The sequence below is a fragment of the Acidimicrobiia bacterium genome (assembly GCA_041393965.1).
Classification (GTDB): Bacteria; Actinomycetota; Acidimicrobiia; order Spongiisociales; family UBA5794; genus UBA5794.
Window position 1 is genome coordinate 318560 of the sequence record JAWKJB010000002.1, and the last position, 15055, is coordinate 333614.

Annotated in this window: 14 protein-coding genes; 11 read left to right on the top strand and 3 right to left on the bottom strand. The window is 63.6% G+C overall.

Translation table 11 applies throughout. From position 1 onward, the window contains the following. Nucleotides 1-66: 66 nt before the first annotated feature. From R2823_06330 to R2823_06340, 3 genes are read left to right on the top strand one after another with little or no spacing between them, the layout of a single operon-like run. Nucleotides 67-831 carry an SDR family NAD(P)-dependent oxidoreductase gene (locus R2823_06330; protein MEZ5175805.1) on the top strand — a complete coding sequence of 255 codons (765 nt, stop codon included), beginning with the start codon at nt 67-69 and terminating at the stop codon, nt 829-831. A 51-nt stretch (nt 832-882) separates the two neighbouring features. After that, nucleotides 883-1797: an SDR family NAD(P)-dependent oxidoreductase gene (locus R2823_06335; protein ID MEZ5175806.1), complete on the top strand. Its 915-nt coding sequence runs from the start codon at nt 883-885 to the stop codon at nt 1795-1797. Then, the gene (locus R2823_06340; GenBank protein ID MEZ5175807.1) at nt 1794-2777 is read left to right on the top strand and encodes an NADPH:quinone oxidoreductase family protein; all 984 of its coding nucleotides are present in this window, start codon (nt 1794-1796) and stop codon (nt 2775-2777) included. The genes R2823_06335 and R2823_06340 overlap by 4 nt, the downstream gene beginning before the upstream one ends. 19 nt (nt 2778-2796) lie before the next feature. Here the strand turns inward: R2823_06340 and R2823_06345 are convergent, their stop codons facing one another. Continuing rightward, nucleotides 2797-3579, bottom strand: coding sequence for an SDR family oxidoreductase (locus tag R2823_06345; GenBank protein MEZ5175808.1), 783 nt, complete (start codon nt 3577-3579; stop codon nt 2797-2799). Nucleotides 3580-3680: 101 nt separating this feature from the next. On the opposite strand from R2823_06345, the gene R2823_06350 reads away from it, so the two are divergent. The 4 genes from R2823_06350 to R2823_06365 are packed head-to-tail and all read left to right on the top strand — an operon-like array spanning nt 3681 to nt 7227. Continuing rightward, a complete protein-coding gene (locus tag R2823_06350; protein ID MEZ5175809.1) occupies nt 3681-4145 on the top strand; it encodes a MaoC family dehydratase in 465 nt (154 codons plus the stop codon). Between the two features lie 19 nt (nt 4146-4164). Then, on the top strand, nt 4165-5370 hold the full coding sequence (locus R2823_06355; protein ID MEZ5175810.1) for an acyl-CoA dehydrogenase family protein: 1206 nt from the start codon (nt 4165-4167) through the stop codon (nt 5368-5370). Then, nucleotides 5363-6484: an acyl-CoA dehydrogenase family protein gene (locus R2823_06360; GenBank protein ID MEZ5175811.1), complete on the top strand. Its 1122-nt coding sequence runs from the start codon at nt 5363-5365 to the stop codon at nt 6482-6484. The genes R2823_06355 and R2823_06360 overlap by 8 nt, the downstream gene beginning before the upstream one ends. Nucleotides 6485-6489: 5 nt before the next feature. Then, nucleotides 6490-7227, top strand: a complete 738-nt coding sequence (locus R2823_06365; GenBank protein ID MEZ5175812.1) for an alpha/beta fold hydrolase — start codon at nt 6490-6492, stop codon at nt 7225-7227. A 28-nt stretch (nt 7228-7255) separates the two neighbouring features. Here the strand turns inward: R2823_06365 and aceA are convergent, their stop codons facing one another. Together aceA and aceB are read right to left on the bottom strand one after the other, a co-directional pair. Beyond that, nucleotides 7256-8554 (bottom strand): isocitrate lyase, encoded by a 1299-nt coding sequence (gene aceA, locus R2823_06370; GenBank protein ID MEZ5175813.1) that lies wholly within the window; start codon nt 8552-8554, stop codon nt 7256-7258. Nucleotides 8555-8591: 37 nt separating this feature from the next. Beyond that, nucleotides 8592-10151, bottom strand: coding sequence for a malate synthase A (gene aceB / locus R2823_06375; protein MEZ5175814.1), 1560 nt, complete (start codon nt 10149-10151; stop codon nt 8592-8594). Nucleotides 10152-10312: 161 nt separating this feature from the next. Between aceB and R2823_06380 the strand changes: the two genes are divergently transcribed. The 4 genes from R2823_06380 (at nt 10313) to R2823_06395 (ending at nt 15020) form a co-directional block, all read left to right on the top strand. Next, nucleotides 10313-11740: a helix-turn-helix domain-containing protein gene (locus R2823_06380; protein ID MEZ5175815.1), complete on the top strand. Its 1428-nt coding sequence runs from the start codon at nt 10313-10315 to the stop codon at nt 11738-11740. A 107-nt stretch (nt 11741-11847) separates the two neighbouring features. Further along, on the top strand, nt 11848-13071 hold the full coding sequence (locus tag R2823_06385) for a PQQ-dependent sugar dehydrogenase (protein ID MEZ5175816.1): 1224 nt from the start codon (nt 11848-11850) through the stop codon (nt 13069-13071). Between the two features lie 3 nt (nt 13072-13074). Further along, nucleotides 13075-14001 carry a nucleoside hydrolase gene (locus R2823_06390; GenBank protein ID MEZ5175817.1) on the top strand — a complete coding sequence of 309 codons (927 nt, stop codon included), beginning with the start codon at nt 13075-13077 and terminating at the stop codon, nt 13999-14001. Further along, on the top strand, nt 13989-15020 hold the full coding sequence (locus R2823_06395) for a CaiB/BaiF CoA-transferase family protein (GenBank protein ID MEZ5175818.1): 1032 nt from the start codon (nt 13989-13991) through the stop codon (nt 15018-15020). The genes R2823_06390 and R2823_06395 overlap by 13 nt, the downstream gene beginning before the upstream one ends. Nucleotides 15021-15055: the final 35 nt, after the last annotated feature.

Consider the following 15055-nt stretch of genomic DNA (forward strand, 5'->3'; position numbering starts at 1 on the left):
CTCGATGCACTGCGCGGGGGGTCTTCGACTAGCATCCGCTCCGAGCTCCCTCACCGAAGAGAACCGATGTCCACACGATTCGACCTTTCAGGCAAGACCGCGCTCGTCACAGGGGGCAACAGCGGTATCGGCCTCGGCATCGCCGATGCCCTCGCGGAAGCCGGATCGGCTGTTGTGATCTGGGGACGCAGCAAGCAGCGCAATGCGGACGCGATCGAGGTGATCGCACGACATGGTCACAAAGCGACAGCCCTTGAGGTAGATGTCGCAGATGAGCCAGCTGTCGAAGCGGCGTTCACCGCCACGGTCGAGACACTCGGGCATGTCGATGCGGTCTTTGCAAACGCCGGGCTGGGATCTGGATCAGCACCCTTCGAGGACCTGACGACCGAGGAATGGCGAAAGGTCTTTGCGGTCAACATGGATGGGGCCTTCTGGACCTTCCGTGCAGCCGTCAGACACATGAAGCCTCGGGGCACCGGTTCGCTCGTTGTGACATCGTCGACCTCGGCAGATCTCGGGTTCAGTCGAGGTGAGCACTACGCCGCCACGAAGGCAGGCGTCCGAGCCCTGATCCGGGGACTTGCCGTTGAGTACGGCAGGCACGGCATCCGCGCCAACGCGATTGCTCCCGGGTGGGTCGTGACGGGTATGACCGATCGGTTCATCGACGGTGAAGCCTTCGAGGCCCGCTACAAGCACCGGATCCCTCTTGGCAGATGGGGGACTCCGGAGGACTTCGGAGGGATCGCCGTGTATCTCGCCTCGGATGCGAGCCGGTGGCATACGGGTGACACGATCACGATCGACGGTGGCTTCCTCAGAACATGACCTGGACGGTCCTCGATACACTCGGCGCCCACAGCCGACAAGAGGGGACCGATGATCACCTTCGATGAACAGGTCGCGATCGTGACCGGCGCGGGACATGGACTCGGCCGCTCCCATGCCATTGCGCTTGCCGAACGAGGCGCTCGCGTGGTGGTCAACGATCTTGGGGGTGCACGGGACGGAAGTGGGGCATCGGCGAGCGCTGCGGAGTCGGTTGTGGCCGAGATCGAGGCTGCGGGTGGCGAGGCGATGGCCAATGCCGCAGATGTCACCGATCGAGACGCCGTCGATGCGATGGTTGCTGCTGCGCTCCAACGCTGGGGCAGGGTCGACATCCTCGTCAACAACGCTGGGGTCCTGCGCGACAAGAGCTTTGCCAACATGGACATGGACGACTTCGATTTCGTTGTGAAGGTCCATCTGACCGGTACGGCGAACTGTACGAAGGCAGTCTGGGACCACATGCGGAACAGCTCCTACGGGCGGATCGTCGTGACGACCTCATCGTCGGGCCTCTACGGCAATTTCGGTCAGGCGAACTACGGTGCTGCCAAGCTCGGGGTGGTTGGACTGATGAACACGCTGCGCATCGAAGGAACGAAGTACAACATCCGAGTCAATGCGCTTTCCCCTGTCGCGCACACTCGCATGACCGACGAGTTGCTCCCCGACGACGCCAAGCAACTCCTCGCTCCCGAGGAGGTGACACCCGCGGTCCTGTTCCTCGTGTCGTCCGACGCTCCGAATGGCATGATCCTCGCCGCAGGCGCCGGTGGCTACGCCGCTGCGAAGATCAATGAGACCGAGGGAATCTGGCTTCCCCCAGCTGATCGAAACCCCGAGACCATCGCGCAGCGTCTCGCCGACATCGTCGCACCGGACGGACAGCGCGAGATGACGAGCGGCAACGATCAGACGATGAAGTTCCTCGATGCGGCGACCAGAGGAGCGGGGCAAGACCGATGAAAGCGGTGGTGTGCGCCGCGTACGGAGACCCCGAAGACCTCGCACTCGTCACCGATGCCGCCGCTCCGAATCCCGGACCTGGTCAGGTGGCGATCGATGTCAAGGTTGCGGCGCTCAACTTCCCCGACCTCCTCACCATCAAGGGGGCCTACCAGGTGCGGCCCGAGCCACCGTTCTCGCCGGGGTTCGAAGCATCGGGGTTGATTGCGGCCGTCGGTGACGGTGTCACCGAACTCAGCGTCGGTGACCGGGTTGCTGCAGCGGGCGTATTCGGTGCATTCGCCGAACGATGGATCGTCGACGCTGATCATTGCGTTGTCGTGCCCGACCGGGTCAGCTTCGAGACCGCGGCAGCGACGATCATCGCGTACGCGACCTCATACCACGCCCTCGTCAACCGCGCCCCCATTGCTCGGAATGACACGCTCCTCGTGTTGGGAGCGGCGGGAGGTGTCGGCTCGGCAGCGGTCGAGATCGGAGCGATGCTCGGTGCCAGGGTCATCGCGGCGGCGAGTTCTGACGACAAGCTTGCCCACTGTCGCGAGCGCGGTGCCGCCGACACCATCAACTACGCGACCGAGGATCTTCGGACGCGGGTCAAGGAGCTGACCTCGGGTCGTGGCGTCGATGTCGTGTACGACCCGGTGGGGGGCGAATACGCCGAGCCAGCATTCCGATCGCTTGGATGGAGGGGCCGCCATCTCGTGATCGGCTTCACGGCCGGGGAGATCCCGCGGGTGCCGTGGAACCTCGCACTTCTCAAAGAGGCATCGGTGGTCGGTGTGTACTGGGGTGGTTGGTCAATGCATGATCCCGCAGGGAGCAGGCGGTTCCTCGAACAGGTCTTTGCTCTCGTCGAGGACGGATCCTTGTCCCCGAGCGTGACGGCATCGTTCCCGATCGATGAGTTCCTCAAGGCATACGACTTGGTTCGCTCCCGCGCCGCTCGAGGCAAGGTCGTTCTCCGGATCGGTGCCTGATCGCAATCGCACTCAGCGATCAAACACCGTCGAGGGATGCATGGAGCGTGCGCATGCCGGCAAGCCACCGGTCGTAGTCCGACGCCTTGCGCGCGAAGTACTCCGCAACCTCGGGATGTGGAAGGATCAGAAAAGTCTCTTCATGGATACCTTCGATGACGGCCTCGGCGACTGCATCGGGGGTGATCGCGAGGTCGCGCACCCATGTCTGCATTGCGGCACTGTCGCCGCCGAACAGGTCGAGCATCGGCGTGTCGACGAACTGTGGACACAACGCCGACACCCGAAGGCCGCGGTCGCCGTAGGTGACCGAAAGCCACTCGGCCAGTGCGACGACCGCGTGCTTGGTGACCGAGTACGGCGCAGCTCCGAGGTTGGTCAGCAGCCCTGCCGCCGACGCCGTATGGACGAGGTATCCGCTCGCGCGTTCGAGCATGCCGGGGAGAACGGCTCGGACCGCGTACACATGGCTCATGACATTGACCTGCCAGGTTCGTTGCCACACCGCATCGGGCACATCGACAGACCCACCGGTCGCGATTCCGGCGTTGAGACAGACGATGTCGACCTTCCCGAACTCGTCTTCGATCGAGCCGAACACGCGTTGTGTTTCAACCGCGTCGGCAACATCGAGTGTCCTTGCAGCTGCGCCGACCGCCGTTGCGACCCGAGCTGCACCCTCCGCATCGATGTCAACGACGACGACCGCGCCCGCACCTTCGTTGGCGAAACGCCTCGCAAGGGCCTCCCCGATGCCACTCGCGCCTCCGGTGACCACAACGACTTTCTCCCTGATATCCATGTGCGCTCCTTGATGACCGCATGCATCCCGCCAGACCCTACGACGGGATGGCCGCGCCGGTGGCGGTATTCTGCCTGCTGCGCTGGACATGAGGTGGATACATGCGTGAAGTGCCGTTGGAACAGGTGGCGGAGCTCGTCGGAACCGAAGTCGGACATTCGGATTGGTTCACGGTCGATCAGGGTCGAATCAGCGCATTCGCCGATGCGACCCTCGACCACCAGTGGATCCATGTCGATGAGCGCAGGGCCGAAGAGGGTCCGTTCGGTTCGACGGTCGCACACGGGTACCTGACGCTCTCGTTGCTTCCGCATCTGGCATCGGACTCGAATGTGGGGCCCGCGGGGGCGCTGATGGCACTCAACTACGGGAGCGACCGGGTCCGCTTTCTCAACCCGGTCAAGGCGGGGAGTCGAATCCGCACGCGGAGCACCCTCAAGGACTTCACATCCAAGGGAGGGGGCCGCTACCTTGCAACGACCGGCATCGTGGTGGAGATCGAAGGTGACGAAACGCCTGCGATGGTTGCTGATGTCCTGACAATGTTCGTGATGGATTCACGGTGAATCCACAAGAGGGAGTGGCATGATGACGACCGACACCGATGCAGCGCTTGTCGATGAGGCCATCGACAAGCTGCTCGCCGATCATCCACCCGCATCGACGGATCCGAAGCGCTTCTGGGGGGCCCAGTACGATGCGGGCCTGGCCTGGGTCGACTTCGAGGAGGGATACGGGGGGCTCGGCGTCAGCCCGAGATTCCGCGAGACCGTCACGAGGCGGCTCGGTGAGGCGGATGCACCGCTGTGGAACCGGACGGCGAACATCCTTGGTATCGGGATGGGGGCAGGCGTCCTCGCCGCCCACGGAACGGCGGCACAGAAGGAACGGTGGCTCCGCCCGATGTTCACGGTCGACGAGGTCTGGTGCCAGCTGTTCTCGGAGCCGGACGCGGGATCTGATGTCGCGGGGCTCTCGACGCGGGCGGTCAGGGACGGTGACGAGTGGATCATCAACGGACAGAAGGTCTGGACGACCCTTGCGCACATCGCGAAGTGGGGCATGGTTGTCACAAGGACCGATCCGGATCAGCCGAAACACAAGGGCCTCACCTATTTCGTCGTGGACATGCAGGCTGATGGCGTTGAGGTTCGTCCCCTGTATCAGATCACCGGCGAGGCAGAATTCAACGAGGTTTTCTTCAACGACGCTCATGTGCCTGATGATCAGCGCATCGACGATGTCGGGGCAGGATGGCGGGTTGCGATGACCACGCTCATGAACGAGCGGGTCGCGATCGGCGGCGGTACACCGCCTCGTGGAAGCGGGGCCATCGCGGTTGCGATGGATGCGTGGGAGGCGGCGGGGTCCGGTGATGCGGCCGATCGTCGTGAACTTGCGCGCCTGTGGGCCGAGAACGAAGCGATGCGCCTGACCGCGATCCGCGCAACTGAGAACATGAAGGTCGGTGTCCCCGGTCCCGAAGGTTCGACCGGCAAGCTCGCCTGGGCCGACCTCAACAAGGAGATCACCGCCTTCGCGGTCGGTTCGATGGGTCTCGAGGGCATGACGATTCCTGAGGGCTACGCCCTCGAACCAACCGTGTACGACACGCGGATGACCGAGCGTGTGCTGTCCGCGCAACGGTGGTTCCTGCGCTCGCGGGCCAACAGTATCGAAGGCGGGACATCCGAGATCATGCGGAACATTCTCGGCGAGAGGGTCCTTGGGCTTCCCGGCGAGCCACGGGTCGACAAGAACATCCCGTGGAAGGATGTTCCCCGTGGCTGACGGCATCAGCTTCACACGCACCGACGAGCAGTCGATGCTCGCGTCGACACTCCGTGAGTTCCTCGAGGCCACGGTCGACGATGACCGGACGCGGGAGATGTCGACGACAGACGACTCCTTCGACGGTCCCGTGTGGGACGGATTGCGGGACATGGGACTGTTCGGCCTGCACATTCCCGAGGCGTACGGCGGTGCGGGCTTCACAACCGTCGAGGTCGGAATCGTGTTCGAGGAACTCGGCCGGAAGGTTGCGTCCGTTCCGCTGCTGTCAACCGCCCTTGCCGCGACGGCCATCCTCGAAGCCGGGGACGACGACCTCAGACAGCACTGGCTTCCGGGACTCGCGAGCGGCGAGATGATCGGCACCCTTGCGATGCATGAGTCCGCCCACGACATCACCGTCGGTGGTGGGGAGACTTCGGTTGTGCCTGATGGCGACGGTTGGATCCTCGATGGCGCCAAGCGATTCGTGACCGACGCGGTCCATGCAGATGTCTTCGTCGTTGTTGCCGCTGTGCCGGATGGCATGGCGCTGGCGGTGGTTCCGGCACGGGCCGCTGGCGTCGAGGTCGTGCCGACCCACGCCCTCGATGCCACACGACCGATCGGAGAGGTCCGTTTCACGGGGGTGCGCCTCGACTCCGCGTCCGTCTGTGTCGACGCCGAAGCAGCGGTGTCGACCGCGATCGACATGGGTGTCGTCTGTTTGGCGTGTGAGCAGGTCGGGGGAGCGCAGTGGGGACTCGAGACCTCGGTTGCGTACGCGAAGACGCGATTCCAGTTCGGCCGAGCCATCGGCTCGTTCCAGGCGGTCAAGCACAAGTGTGCGGACATGCTCGTCGCCGTTGAGCACGCAAAGTCGGCTGCTTGGCACGCCGCAGCGTCGTTCGAGGATCCGGAAGAGGCCGCGATCGCCATACCGGTGGCCCGATCGGTGTGCTCTGATGCCGCTCTTGCCGTTGCTGGTGAGACGATCCAGGTGCTCGGTGGGATCGGGTTCACCTGGGAGCATGCAGCCCACCTCTATCTCAAGCGCGCGAAGTCGACTTCATTGCTGTTTGGTTCCACCGGGATGTGGCGTGATCGACTCGCCGACGCCGTCGGCATCAGGTAGCGGCGATGGCATCCGTGGCGCGAACCGTTGTGATCCTTCACGGTGCTGCCGGAAGCGCAGCCTCGTGGGATGGTGTAGCTGAGGCTGTTCGTGCTTCCGGGGTGCCGTGTGTTGTTCCTGACCTGCCTGCGCATGGATCGAGTGGCGAACCAGCCCTTCGATCGATCGGGGAGTTCGCGGATTGGGTTGAGGGCCTGATCGAGGATGAAGGACTCGACGGCATCGTGCTTGCAGGCCACTCGATGGGGTCTCTGATCGCCCTTGATATTGCTGGTCGACGCAACACCCGCCTCGCGGCGGTCACCCTGATGTGTGTCGGTCATCCGATGAGCGTGTCAGCCACACTCCTCGATATGGCGGCATCCGACGGTGACGCTGCTCGCTCGTTCATGGCGAAATACTCAGCGTCGAAACGCACCAGCCCCGAACTCGAGGCACGGCGGGAAGCGCACCGGCTCCTCATGGATCGCGTGCCGCGCGCGGTGATCGAAGCCGATCTTCACGCGTGCAACGGCTACGACGCCGCGGTGGCTGCCGCGCGGGCGGTTTCGGTCCCGGCCATCGTCGTCACGGGAACCGAGGATCGAATGGTCCCGGCCGCCGCCACGGCTCCGATCGTTGAGGCGCTCGAATCACCCCTATGCCGGTCACTCGACGGCGTCGGGCACGCCATCAACATCGAGGCACCGGGCGAGGTCGCCGCGATCCTCACCGAAACCGCAGAGAACTCTTCGCTGTTGTGAGTTCGCGTGCCGAGGGCGTTCTGCGCGCTTAGTCGGCGTCGTAGAACTGGTCGGATTCGGTTGACCCTTCCAGCGCGAGGGTCGACGACTCGCCCCCGGTGATCACCTGGCTCACCTGGTCGAAGTAGCCTGCTCCGACCTCGCGCTGATGGCGGGTGGCGGTGTAGCCGAACCGTTCCATGCCGAACTCCGACTCCTGGAGGTGCACATACGCCTCCATGCCCCGCTCGGCGTAGCCCCGCGCGAGGTCGAACATGCCTGCATTGAGGACATGAAACCCTGCAAGCGTGATGAACTGGAATCGGTAGCCCATGGCTCCGAGCTCCTTTTGGAAATTCGCGATCGTCGCATCGTCGAGGTGTCGCTTCCAGTTGAACGACGGTGAACAGTTGTAGGCAAGCATCTTGTCGGGGAACTCGCCCCGGATGGCATCAGCGAACGCTTTGGCCTCGTCGAGGTCGGGTGTCGATGTCTCACACCAGATGAGGTCGGCGTATGGGGCGTACGCAAGCCCGCGGCTGATTGCGGCGTCCATGCTGTTGTCGACAGTGAAGAAGCCCTCAGCCGTACGCTCGCCGGTCGTGAACCGTCGGTCCCGCTCGTCGACATCGGTCGTGAGCAGCGTCGCACCGAGGCTGTCGGTGCGCGCAACGATGAGCGTCGGAACGCCGAGCACATCGGCGGCAAGCCGTGCCGACTTCAGGGTGCGCACATGCTGGCCGGTCGGAATGAGCACCTTGCCACCCATGTGGCCGCACTTCTTCTCTGACGAGAGCTGGTCCTCAAGGTGGACGGCGGCCGCTCCTGCTTCGATGAAGCTCTTGGTCAGCTCGAACACATTGAGCGCTCCGCCGAATCCGGACTCCGCGTCTGCGATGATCGGAACCATCCAGTCCGTGTCGTGCTCACCTTCGGACCATTCGATCTCGTCGGCGCGTCTCAGTGCGTTGTTGATTCGCTTGACCAGTGCTGGAGCCGAGTTGGCCGGATAGAGGGACTGGTCCGGATACACGGCCCCGGAGAGGTTTGCATCCGCCGCGACCTGCCATCCCGACAGATAGATCGCCTTGAGGCCGGCCTTGACCATCTGCACCGCTTGGCCGCCGCTGATCGCGCCCAGCGCGTGGACATAGTCCTCCGTGTGCAACAGACTCCAGAGCTTGTCGGCCATGACCGACGCGATCGTGTATTGCTCGACGAACGAACCCTGGAGGCGCACGACATCTTCTGCCGTGTGGTCACGCTGGACCCCGTCCCATCTCGGATTCGTGTCCCAATCCTGTTGGATCTCGTGGGCTCTCGCCGCGATCTGGCTCTCGTTGGTCATGTGGGTCTCCCGTTCGGGTTCGTGCTTGGTAAGGATTTCACTCGAGCATCTCGTATGCCGGAAGGGTGAGGAAGTCCGGGAAGTCATCGGCAAGGCTGACGCGCTCGAACAGCTCTCGGGCGTCGTCGTACCGGCCCGCTGCATAGGCATCGTGGCCGAGCTCGGTACGGATGGCGTCGGTCGTCTCGTCTGCGATCTTGCTGACGAGAGCAGGCGTGATCTCGGTTCCGGCGACCGTAGTAGCGCCCGACTGCGCCCATTGCCAGATCTGGCTTCTCGAGATCTCGGCCGTCGCCGCATCCTCCATCAGGTTGTAGATGGCGGCAGCACCGGTTCCCGTGAGCCAGGAGGCGATGTACCGGATTGCAACATCGATGTTGTGCCGCACACCCTCGTCGGTGATGGTTCCTCCATCCACCTCGAAGTCGGTGAGTTGGTCGGCGCGTACGGCTACATCGGGGCGGAGCCGGTCGAGTTGGTTCGGCCGTGTGCCGAGCACCTCGTCGAAGACGGCCGTTGCGACCGGGACAAGGTCCGGATGGGCGACCCAGGTTCCGTCGCAGCCATCACGCGCTTCGCGTTCCTTGTCCTCTCTCACCTTCGCGATCGCCGTTCGGTTGATGGCCTCGTCGGTGCGGCTCGGGATGAATGCAGCCATGCCGCCCATCGCGTGCGCCCCGCGTCGGTGACAGGTCTGGACGAGCAGCTCCGTGTAGGCACGCATGAACGGAACCGTCATGCCGATCTGGTCTCGGTCGGGGAGCACAAGGTCGCTCGATTTCCGGAACTTCTTGATGATGGAGAAGATGTAGTCCCAACGGCCAGCGTTGAGGCCCGCAGAGTGCTCGCGGAGTTCGTACAGGATCTCATCCATTTCGAACGCCGCAGCGATCGTCTCGATCAGCACCGTTGCCTTGATCGTCCCGATGGGCAGCCCGAGCATGTCTTGGGCCGTGATGAAGACATCGTTCCACCATCGAGCCTCGTGATGGCTCTCGAGTTTCGGAAGATAGAAGTAGGGTCCGCTGCCGCGCTCGCAGAGCTCGGTGGCGTTGTGGTACAGGTAGAGGCCGAAGTCCACGAGGGAACCCGCCGCCGGGTCGTCGTCGACGAGAATGTGGGCTTCATCGAGATGGAGACCCCGTGGGCGCACCATCAAGGTGGCTACTGACTCTGCGAGCTCGTAGCGTTTGCCGTTCGGGGCCGTGAAGTCGACCTGTCGGCGGATGGCGTCACGGAGGTTCGCCTGGCCGTCGATCATGTTCGACCAGGTCGGCGAGTTCGAATCCTCGAAGTCGGCCATGAAGACCCGTGCACCGGAGTTGAGGGCATTGATGACCATCTTTCGATCCGTCGGACCGGTGATCTCGCAGCGGCGGTCAGTCAGATCCGCAGGAGCGGGAGCGACCATCCAGGATTCCGACCGGAGTCCGCTCGTTTCGGTGAGGAACTCGAATTGGCCACCGGCGTCGAGCGAGCGTTGTCGTGTGGCGCGTGCGTCGAGGAGGCTTCTGCGGTGCCGGTCGAATTCGCGATGAAGGGCCGCGACGAACGCGAGGGCGTCGGGAGTGAGGACCGATCGCATCGTGTCCGACATCGGTGCGAGGATCTTGGGTGCTGTCACCGTGACCTTTCGAGTCGCAGAACCGTAGGAAACGGAGAGTTTGCGCACAATGCAAACCTCAGAAGTGATAAGATCATCGATAGTTATCTTCTGGCTGTAGTTATGGAGTAATTGTGGCAGCGATGGATCCCTTGATGTTCGGTCGGCAGGTCCGGCACCAGCGCAAGCGCCTCGGCATGACGCTCGACGACCTGGGTGAGCGCGTCGGCAAACCTGCGCCGTTCCTGTCCCTGCTCGAGAACGGCAAGAAGGAACCGAAGCTGGGCCTTATCAACGACCTTGCCGGCGCCCTCGGCGTCGATGTCGCCGACCTGCTCAGCGTCGAACCTCCCTCGCGCCGGGACGAACTCGAGGTGGCGATCGAGCGAGCGCAGCGGGACCAGGCCTATCGCGATCTCGGACTCCCGTATCTCAAACCATCGGCTCGTATGCCCGATGCAGCTCTCGAACATGTGGTTGCCCTGTACCGGGAGCTCCGCGGAAGGGACGCTGCGGCACCATTCACGCGGGACGAAGCTCGTGCCGCCAACGCGCAGCTTCGCGCGGAGATGACGGAGCGGGGCAACTACTTCGCCGAGATCGAGGCCCTGGCAGCGGATGCCGTTGCAGCGATCGACTACTCGGGCCAGGGTGCGATGTCCAAAGGTGATCTCAATGCCCTCGCCGCGCATTTTGGCTTCAGCGTAATTCGCACCCCCGATGTGCCCGCATCCGTTCGGTCGGTGACCGACCTGCGCAACCGCAAGATATTCGTGCCGGGCCGTGACAACTTCGATTCAAAGCAGTCGCGTTCGGTCATCCTCCAGACATTCGGCCACTTTGCGCTTCAGCACCCCGACCCCAAGGACTTCGGAGAGTTTCTGCGCCAGCGTGTCGAGGCGAACTACTTCGCGGGTGCGGTCCTCGTCCCCGCGACGGCCGCCGTTCCGTACCTCGCGGACGCGAAGGCCGACCGAAACCTCTCCGTCGAAGACCTCAAGGACCGGTTCTTCATTTCCTACGAGATGGCGGGCCACCGATTCACGAACCTCGCGACGAAGCACCTCGGTCTCAGGACCCATTTCGTGCGTTCCGACGATCAGGGCATCATCTGGAAGGCATACTCGAACAATGGCGTGCCGTTCCCGAAAAACTCGGCGGGAGCGATCGAGGGGCAGCGGCTGTGCCGCGAATGGGGCACTCGCCAGGCCTTCTCATCCGAAGCTCGCTACACGATCCACTATCAGTACACCGATACCTCTGCTGGGACCTTCTGGTGTGCGACCTTTGTGGAGTCGGCACGCGAGCCGGTGTCTGCGATCACGGTCGGAGCCCGGTTTGAGGACGCCAAGTGGTTCCGGGGATGGAACACCGAACGGCGCAGTGTGTCGCGTTGCCCCGATGGTGACTGCTGTCGCCAGGTCAGCGAGGAGATGGCCGAACGGTGGAACGGCCACGCGTGGCCGTCGGTTCGGCCGAACTCCCATGTGCTCGCTGCGATGCCGGTGGAGACCATTCCCGGTGTGGACATGGTCGAGATCTACGAGTTTCTCACCAAGCACGAGTCCTCGGCGTACGAGTAGACGCGGCGTCGGTATCGGTGGTACCGATGATCCTGTGCGACAATCGGCATCATGTCGACGGTCGTCATGCTCAACGGTTCCCTTTTCGATGCCATGAGTACTGCCCGATGAGAGCTCTCGTGTTCGCCGCCTGTGTATTCGCGCTCGCCTCCGCTGGCTGTTCCGGGGACCCGGGCGAGTCGACGACCTCGCCAACGGCGACAAGCCTGACCGGATCGACGACGACGGAACCCAACCAGACCTCACCCTCGACGATCGCCTCGCCGACGACGATTCCGACCATTCCCATCTCGGAACTCTCGCTCGAGGCCACCACCGTGGCCGATGGATTCGATAACCCTGTGTTGATCCTGACGGATCCGATCCGTCCACGGTTCATCATCGTCGAACAGCCCGGTCGCCTCGTTGCCTTGGACGGATCCAACCGCACGGAACTCCTCGACATCTCATCCGATGTGCGTTTCGGCGGCGAGCAGGGATTGCTCGGCATGGCGTTCGATCCCGAGGTCGCGACGAACCACTCCGCATATCTCTCGTACACCGCCAACGACGGATCGAGCATCATCGAACGGATCGAGTACCGCGGCGGCGTCTTTGATCCGTCAACTCGCGAGATGGTCCTGCGGGTGCATCAGCCAGCCGCCAACCACAACGGCGGCATGATCGCGTTCGGGCCCGACGGATTCCTGTGGATCGGTCTTGGTGACGGCGGAGCCGCCGACGACCGCTTCGGCAACGGGCAGCGCGCCGACACGCTGCTCGGAGCGCTGCTGCGGATCGATGTCCTCGACGACGGGTCATACACCGTACCCGTCGACAACCCGTTTGCCGACGGTGTCGACGGAGCCCCCGAAGTGTGGGCCATCGGCCTGCGAAACCCGTGGCGTTTCGCCTTCGACGGCACGGACCTGTGGATCGGAGATGTCGGTCAGAATCGGATCGAAGAGGTCGATGTCATCGATGTCGGTGCGGCAGGCACAAACTTCGGCTGGCCGATCAGGGAGGGTGGCAGCTGCTTCGGCGGGGCTTCATGCGACACCGATGGCCTCGTCACCCCGATCGCCGAATACGCCCACGACGAGGGATGTTCCGTCACCGGTGGTGCCGTCTATCGCGGAGCGGCAATACCGTCGCTTCACGGGCAGTTCTTCTACGCCGACTACTGCTCGGGCATCCTGCTCAGTGTTGCTCGCGATGGCATGTTCCACGACTGGACCGAACAGACGGGGCCGCTCGATCACCCGACCGGGTTCGGGATCGGACCCGATACGGAGCTGTATATCGTGACGCAGAACGGCGCTCTTCTCAGAATCGCGACCGAAGGGGCATGATCCATGGCTCGAACCATCATCCTCGACACCGATCCGGGACAGGACGACGCGCTCGCGCTGTTTCTCGCCCTCGCGGCACCCGAGATCGATCTCCATTCGGTCGTGTCCGTGGCAGGGAATGTCCCCCAACCGCGGGTGACCGACAATGTCCTCGACCTCCTCGCGCTTGCCGGACACGACGATGTACCGGTTTATCGCGGATGCGAGCTGCCCCTCATTCGGGCTCAGTACACGGCCGAATATGTCCACGGTGACACCGGTATCGACGGCGCTGATATTCCGCGCACCGGCCGCTCTCCCGAAGCCAAGCACGGGGTCGATCACATCGTCGACACCTGCATGGCTTCGAACGACCACTCGGTGACGCTGGTCCCCATCGGTCCGCTCACGAACATCGGGCTGGCGATCGCGAAGGAGCGGAGGATCGTTCCGAAGATTCGTGAGATCGTCTGGATGGGAGGAGCGTTCGACGAATCAGGGAACACGACCACATTCGCGGAGTTCAACGCGTTCGTTGACCCCCACGCGGGAGCGATCGTTTTCAACAGTGGGATCCCATTGACGATCATGCCCCTCGATGTCACCCACAAGGCCATCTTTCCACAGGGCCGCCAACAGCAGCTCGTCGACCATGGTTCGATCATCTCGATGGCGTGTGCCGGCATGATCGACTTCTACGAACGGTACGACATGCAGAAGTACGGTTGGGAAGGGGCACCGATGCATGACCCGTGCGCTGTTGCGTACCTGATCGATCCCACACTGTTCTCCGGCCGGTCGATGGCCGTTGCGATCGACATCACCAACGAAGCGAGAATCGGCAACACCTACGATCGTGCCGATGGATCTGCACCGAATGCAACCGTGATGTTCGATCTCGACCGCGACCGATTCCTTGACCTCCTCGTCGAGAGCTGGTGTTCCTTGTGAGCGCACCCGACCGTCCCCTCGAGGGCGTCCGTATCGTCGCGTTCGAAGCAATCGGTCCCGTTCCGCTCGCCACCGAGCTGATGGAGGAGCTCGGAGCGTCGGTCACGACCGTCGCGAGGCCGGGTGGCAATGCCCTGCCGAGCACGCTTGTCCCGAGCACATCAGCGCGCGGGCAGGTCGTGTCCTGCGATCTCAAGACAACCAAGGGCGTTCGGTACACGATGGCGCTCCTCACAGCGGCCGATGTACTCGTTGAGGGCTTCCGCCCCGGCACCCTCGAGCGCCTCGGACTCGGCCCAGACACCGTCCGCGCCGAGCATCCCGCCCTCATCTATGCACGGGTCACCGGGTGGGGGCAGCACGGTCCGTACGCCACGATGGCAGGGCACGACATCAACTACATCGGGCTGACCGGCGCACTCCACGCGATCGGCCCGTCGCGCATGCCGGTACCGCCGCTGAACCTCGTGGGGGACTACGGGGGCGGCACCATGTTCGCCATCGTTGGGATCCTTGCAGCCCTGGTGCAGCGTCAGCGAACCGGACAGGGCTGTGTTGTCGACATCGCGATGATCGACGGTGTCGGTGCCTTGTTCGAGCCGATCCGAAGGCTCCGCGACGCGGGCATGTGGCTCGATCGGCGCGGCGCGAACCTTCTCGATGGCGGTGCGCCCTTCTACCGGACCTACGCGACGGCTGATGGCAAGTTCATGGCGGTTGGTGCCCTCGAACCTGCGTTCTACACGGCCTTCGTCCGGGGCCTTGGGCTGGATCCGGCAGAGTTGCCCGATCGGCTCGACCCGGAGAATTGGATCGCGCTCAGCGAGCGCTTCGGTGAGGTGTTCATGGAGCGAACCCGCGCCGAGTGGCAGGGCGTCTTCGATGGCACCGATGCGTGTGTGACACCCGTCCTTTCCATGGATGAGACCGGCAGCCATGCCCACAACGAGGCTCGCGCGACGACCGTCGAGATCGGTTCTCCTCGCCGTGTCGCGACGGCACCCCGATTCGGCCCGTAGCGACCGTGTGCCCCTCCGGTGGGGAAACGGGGCAT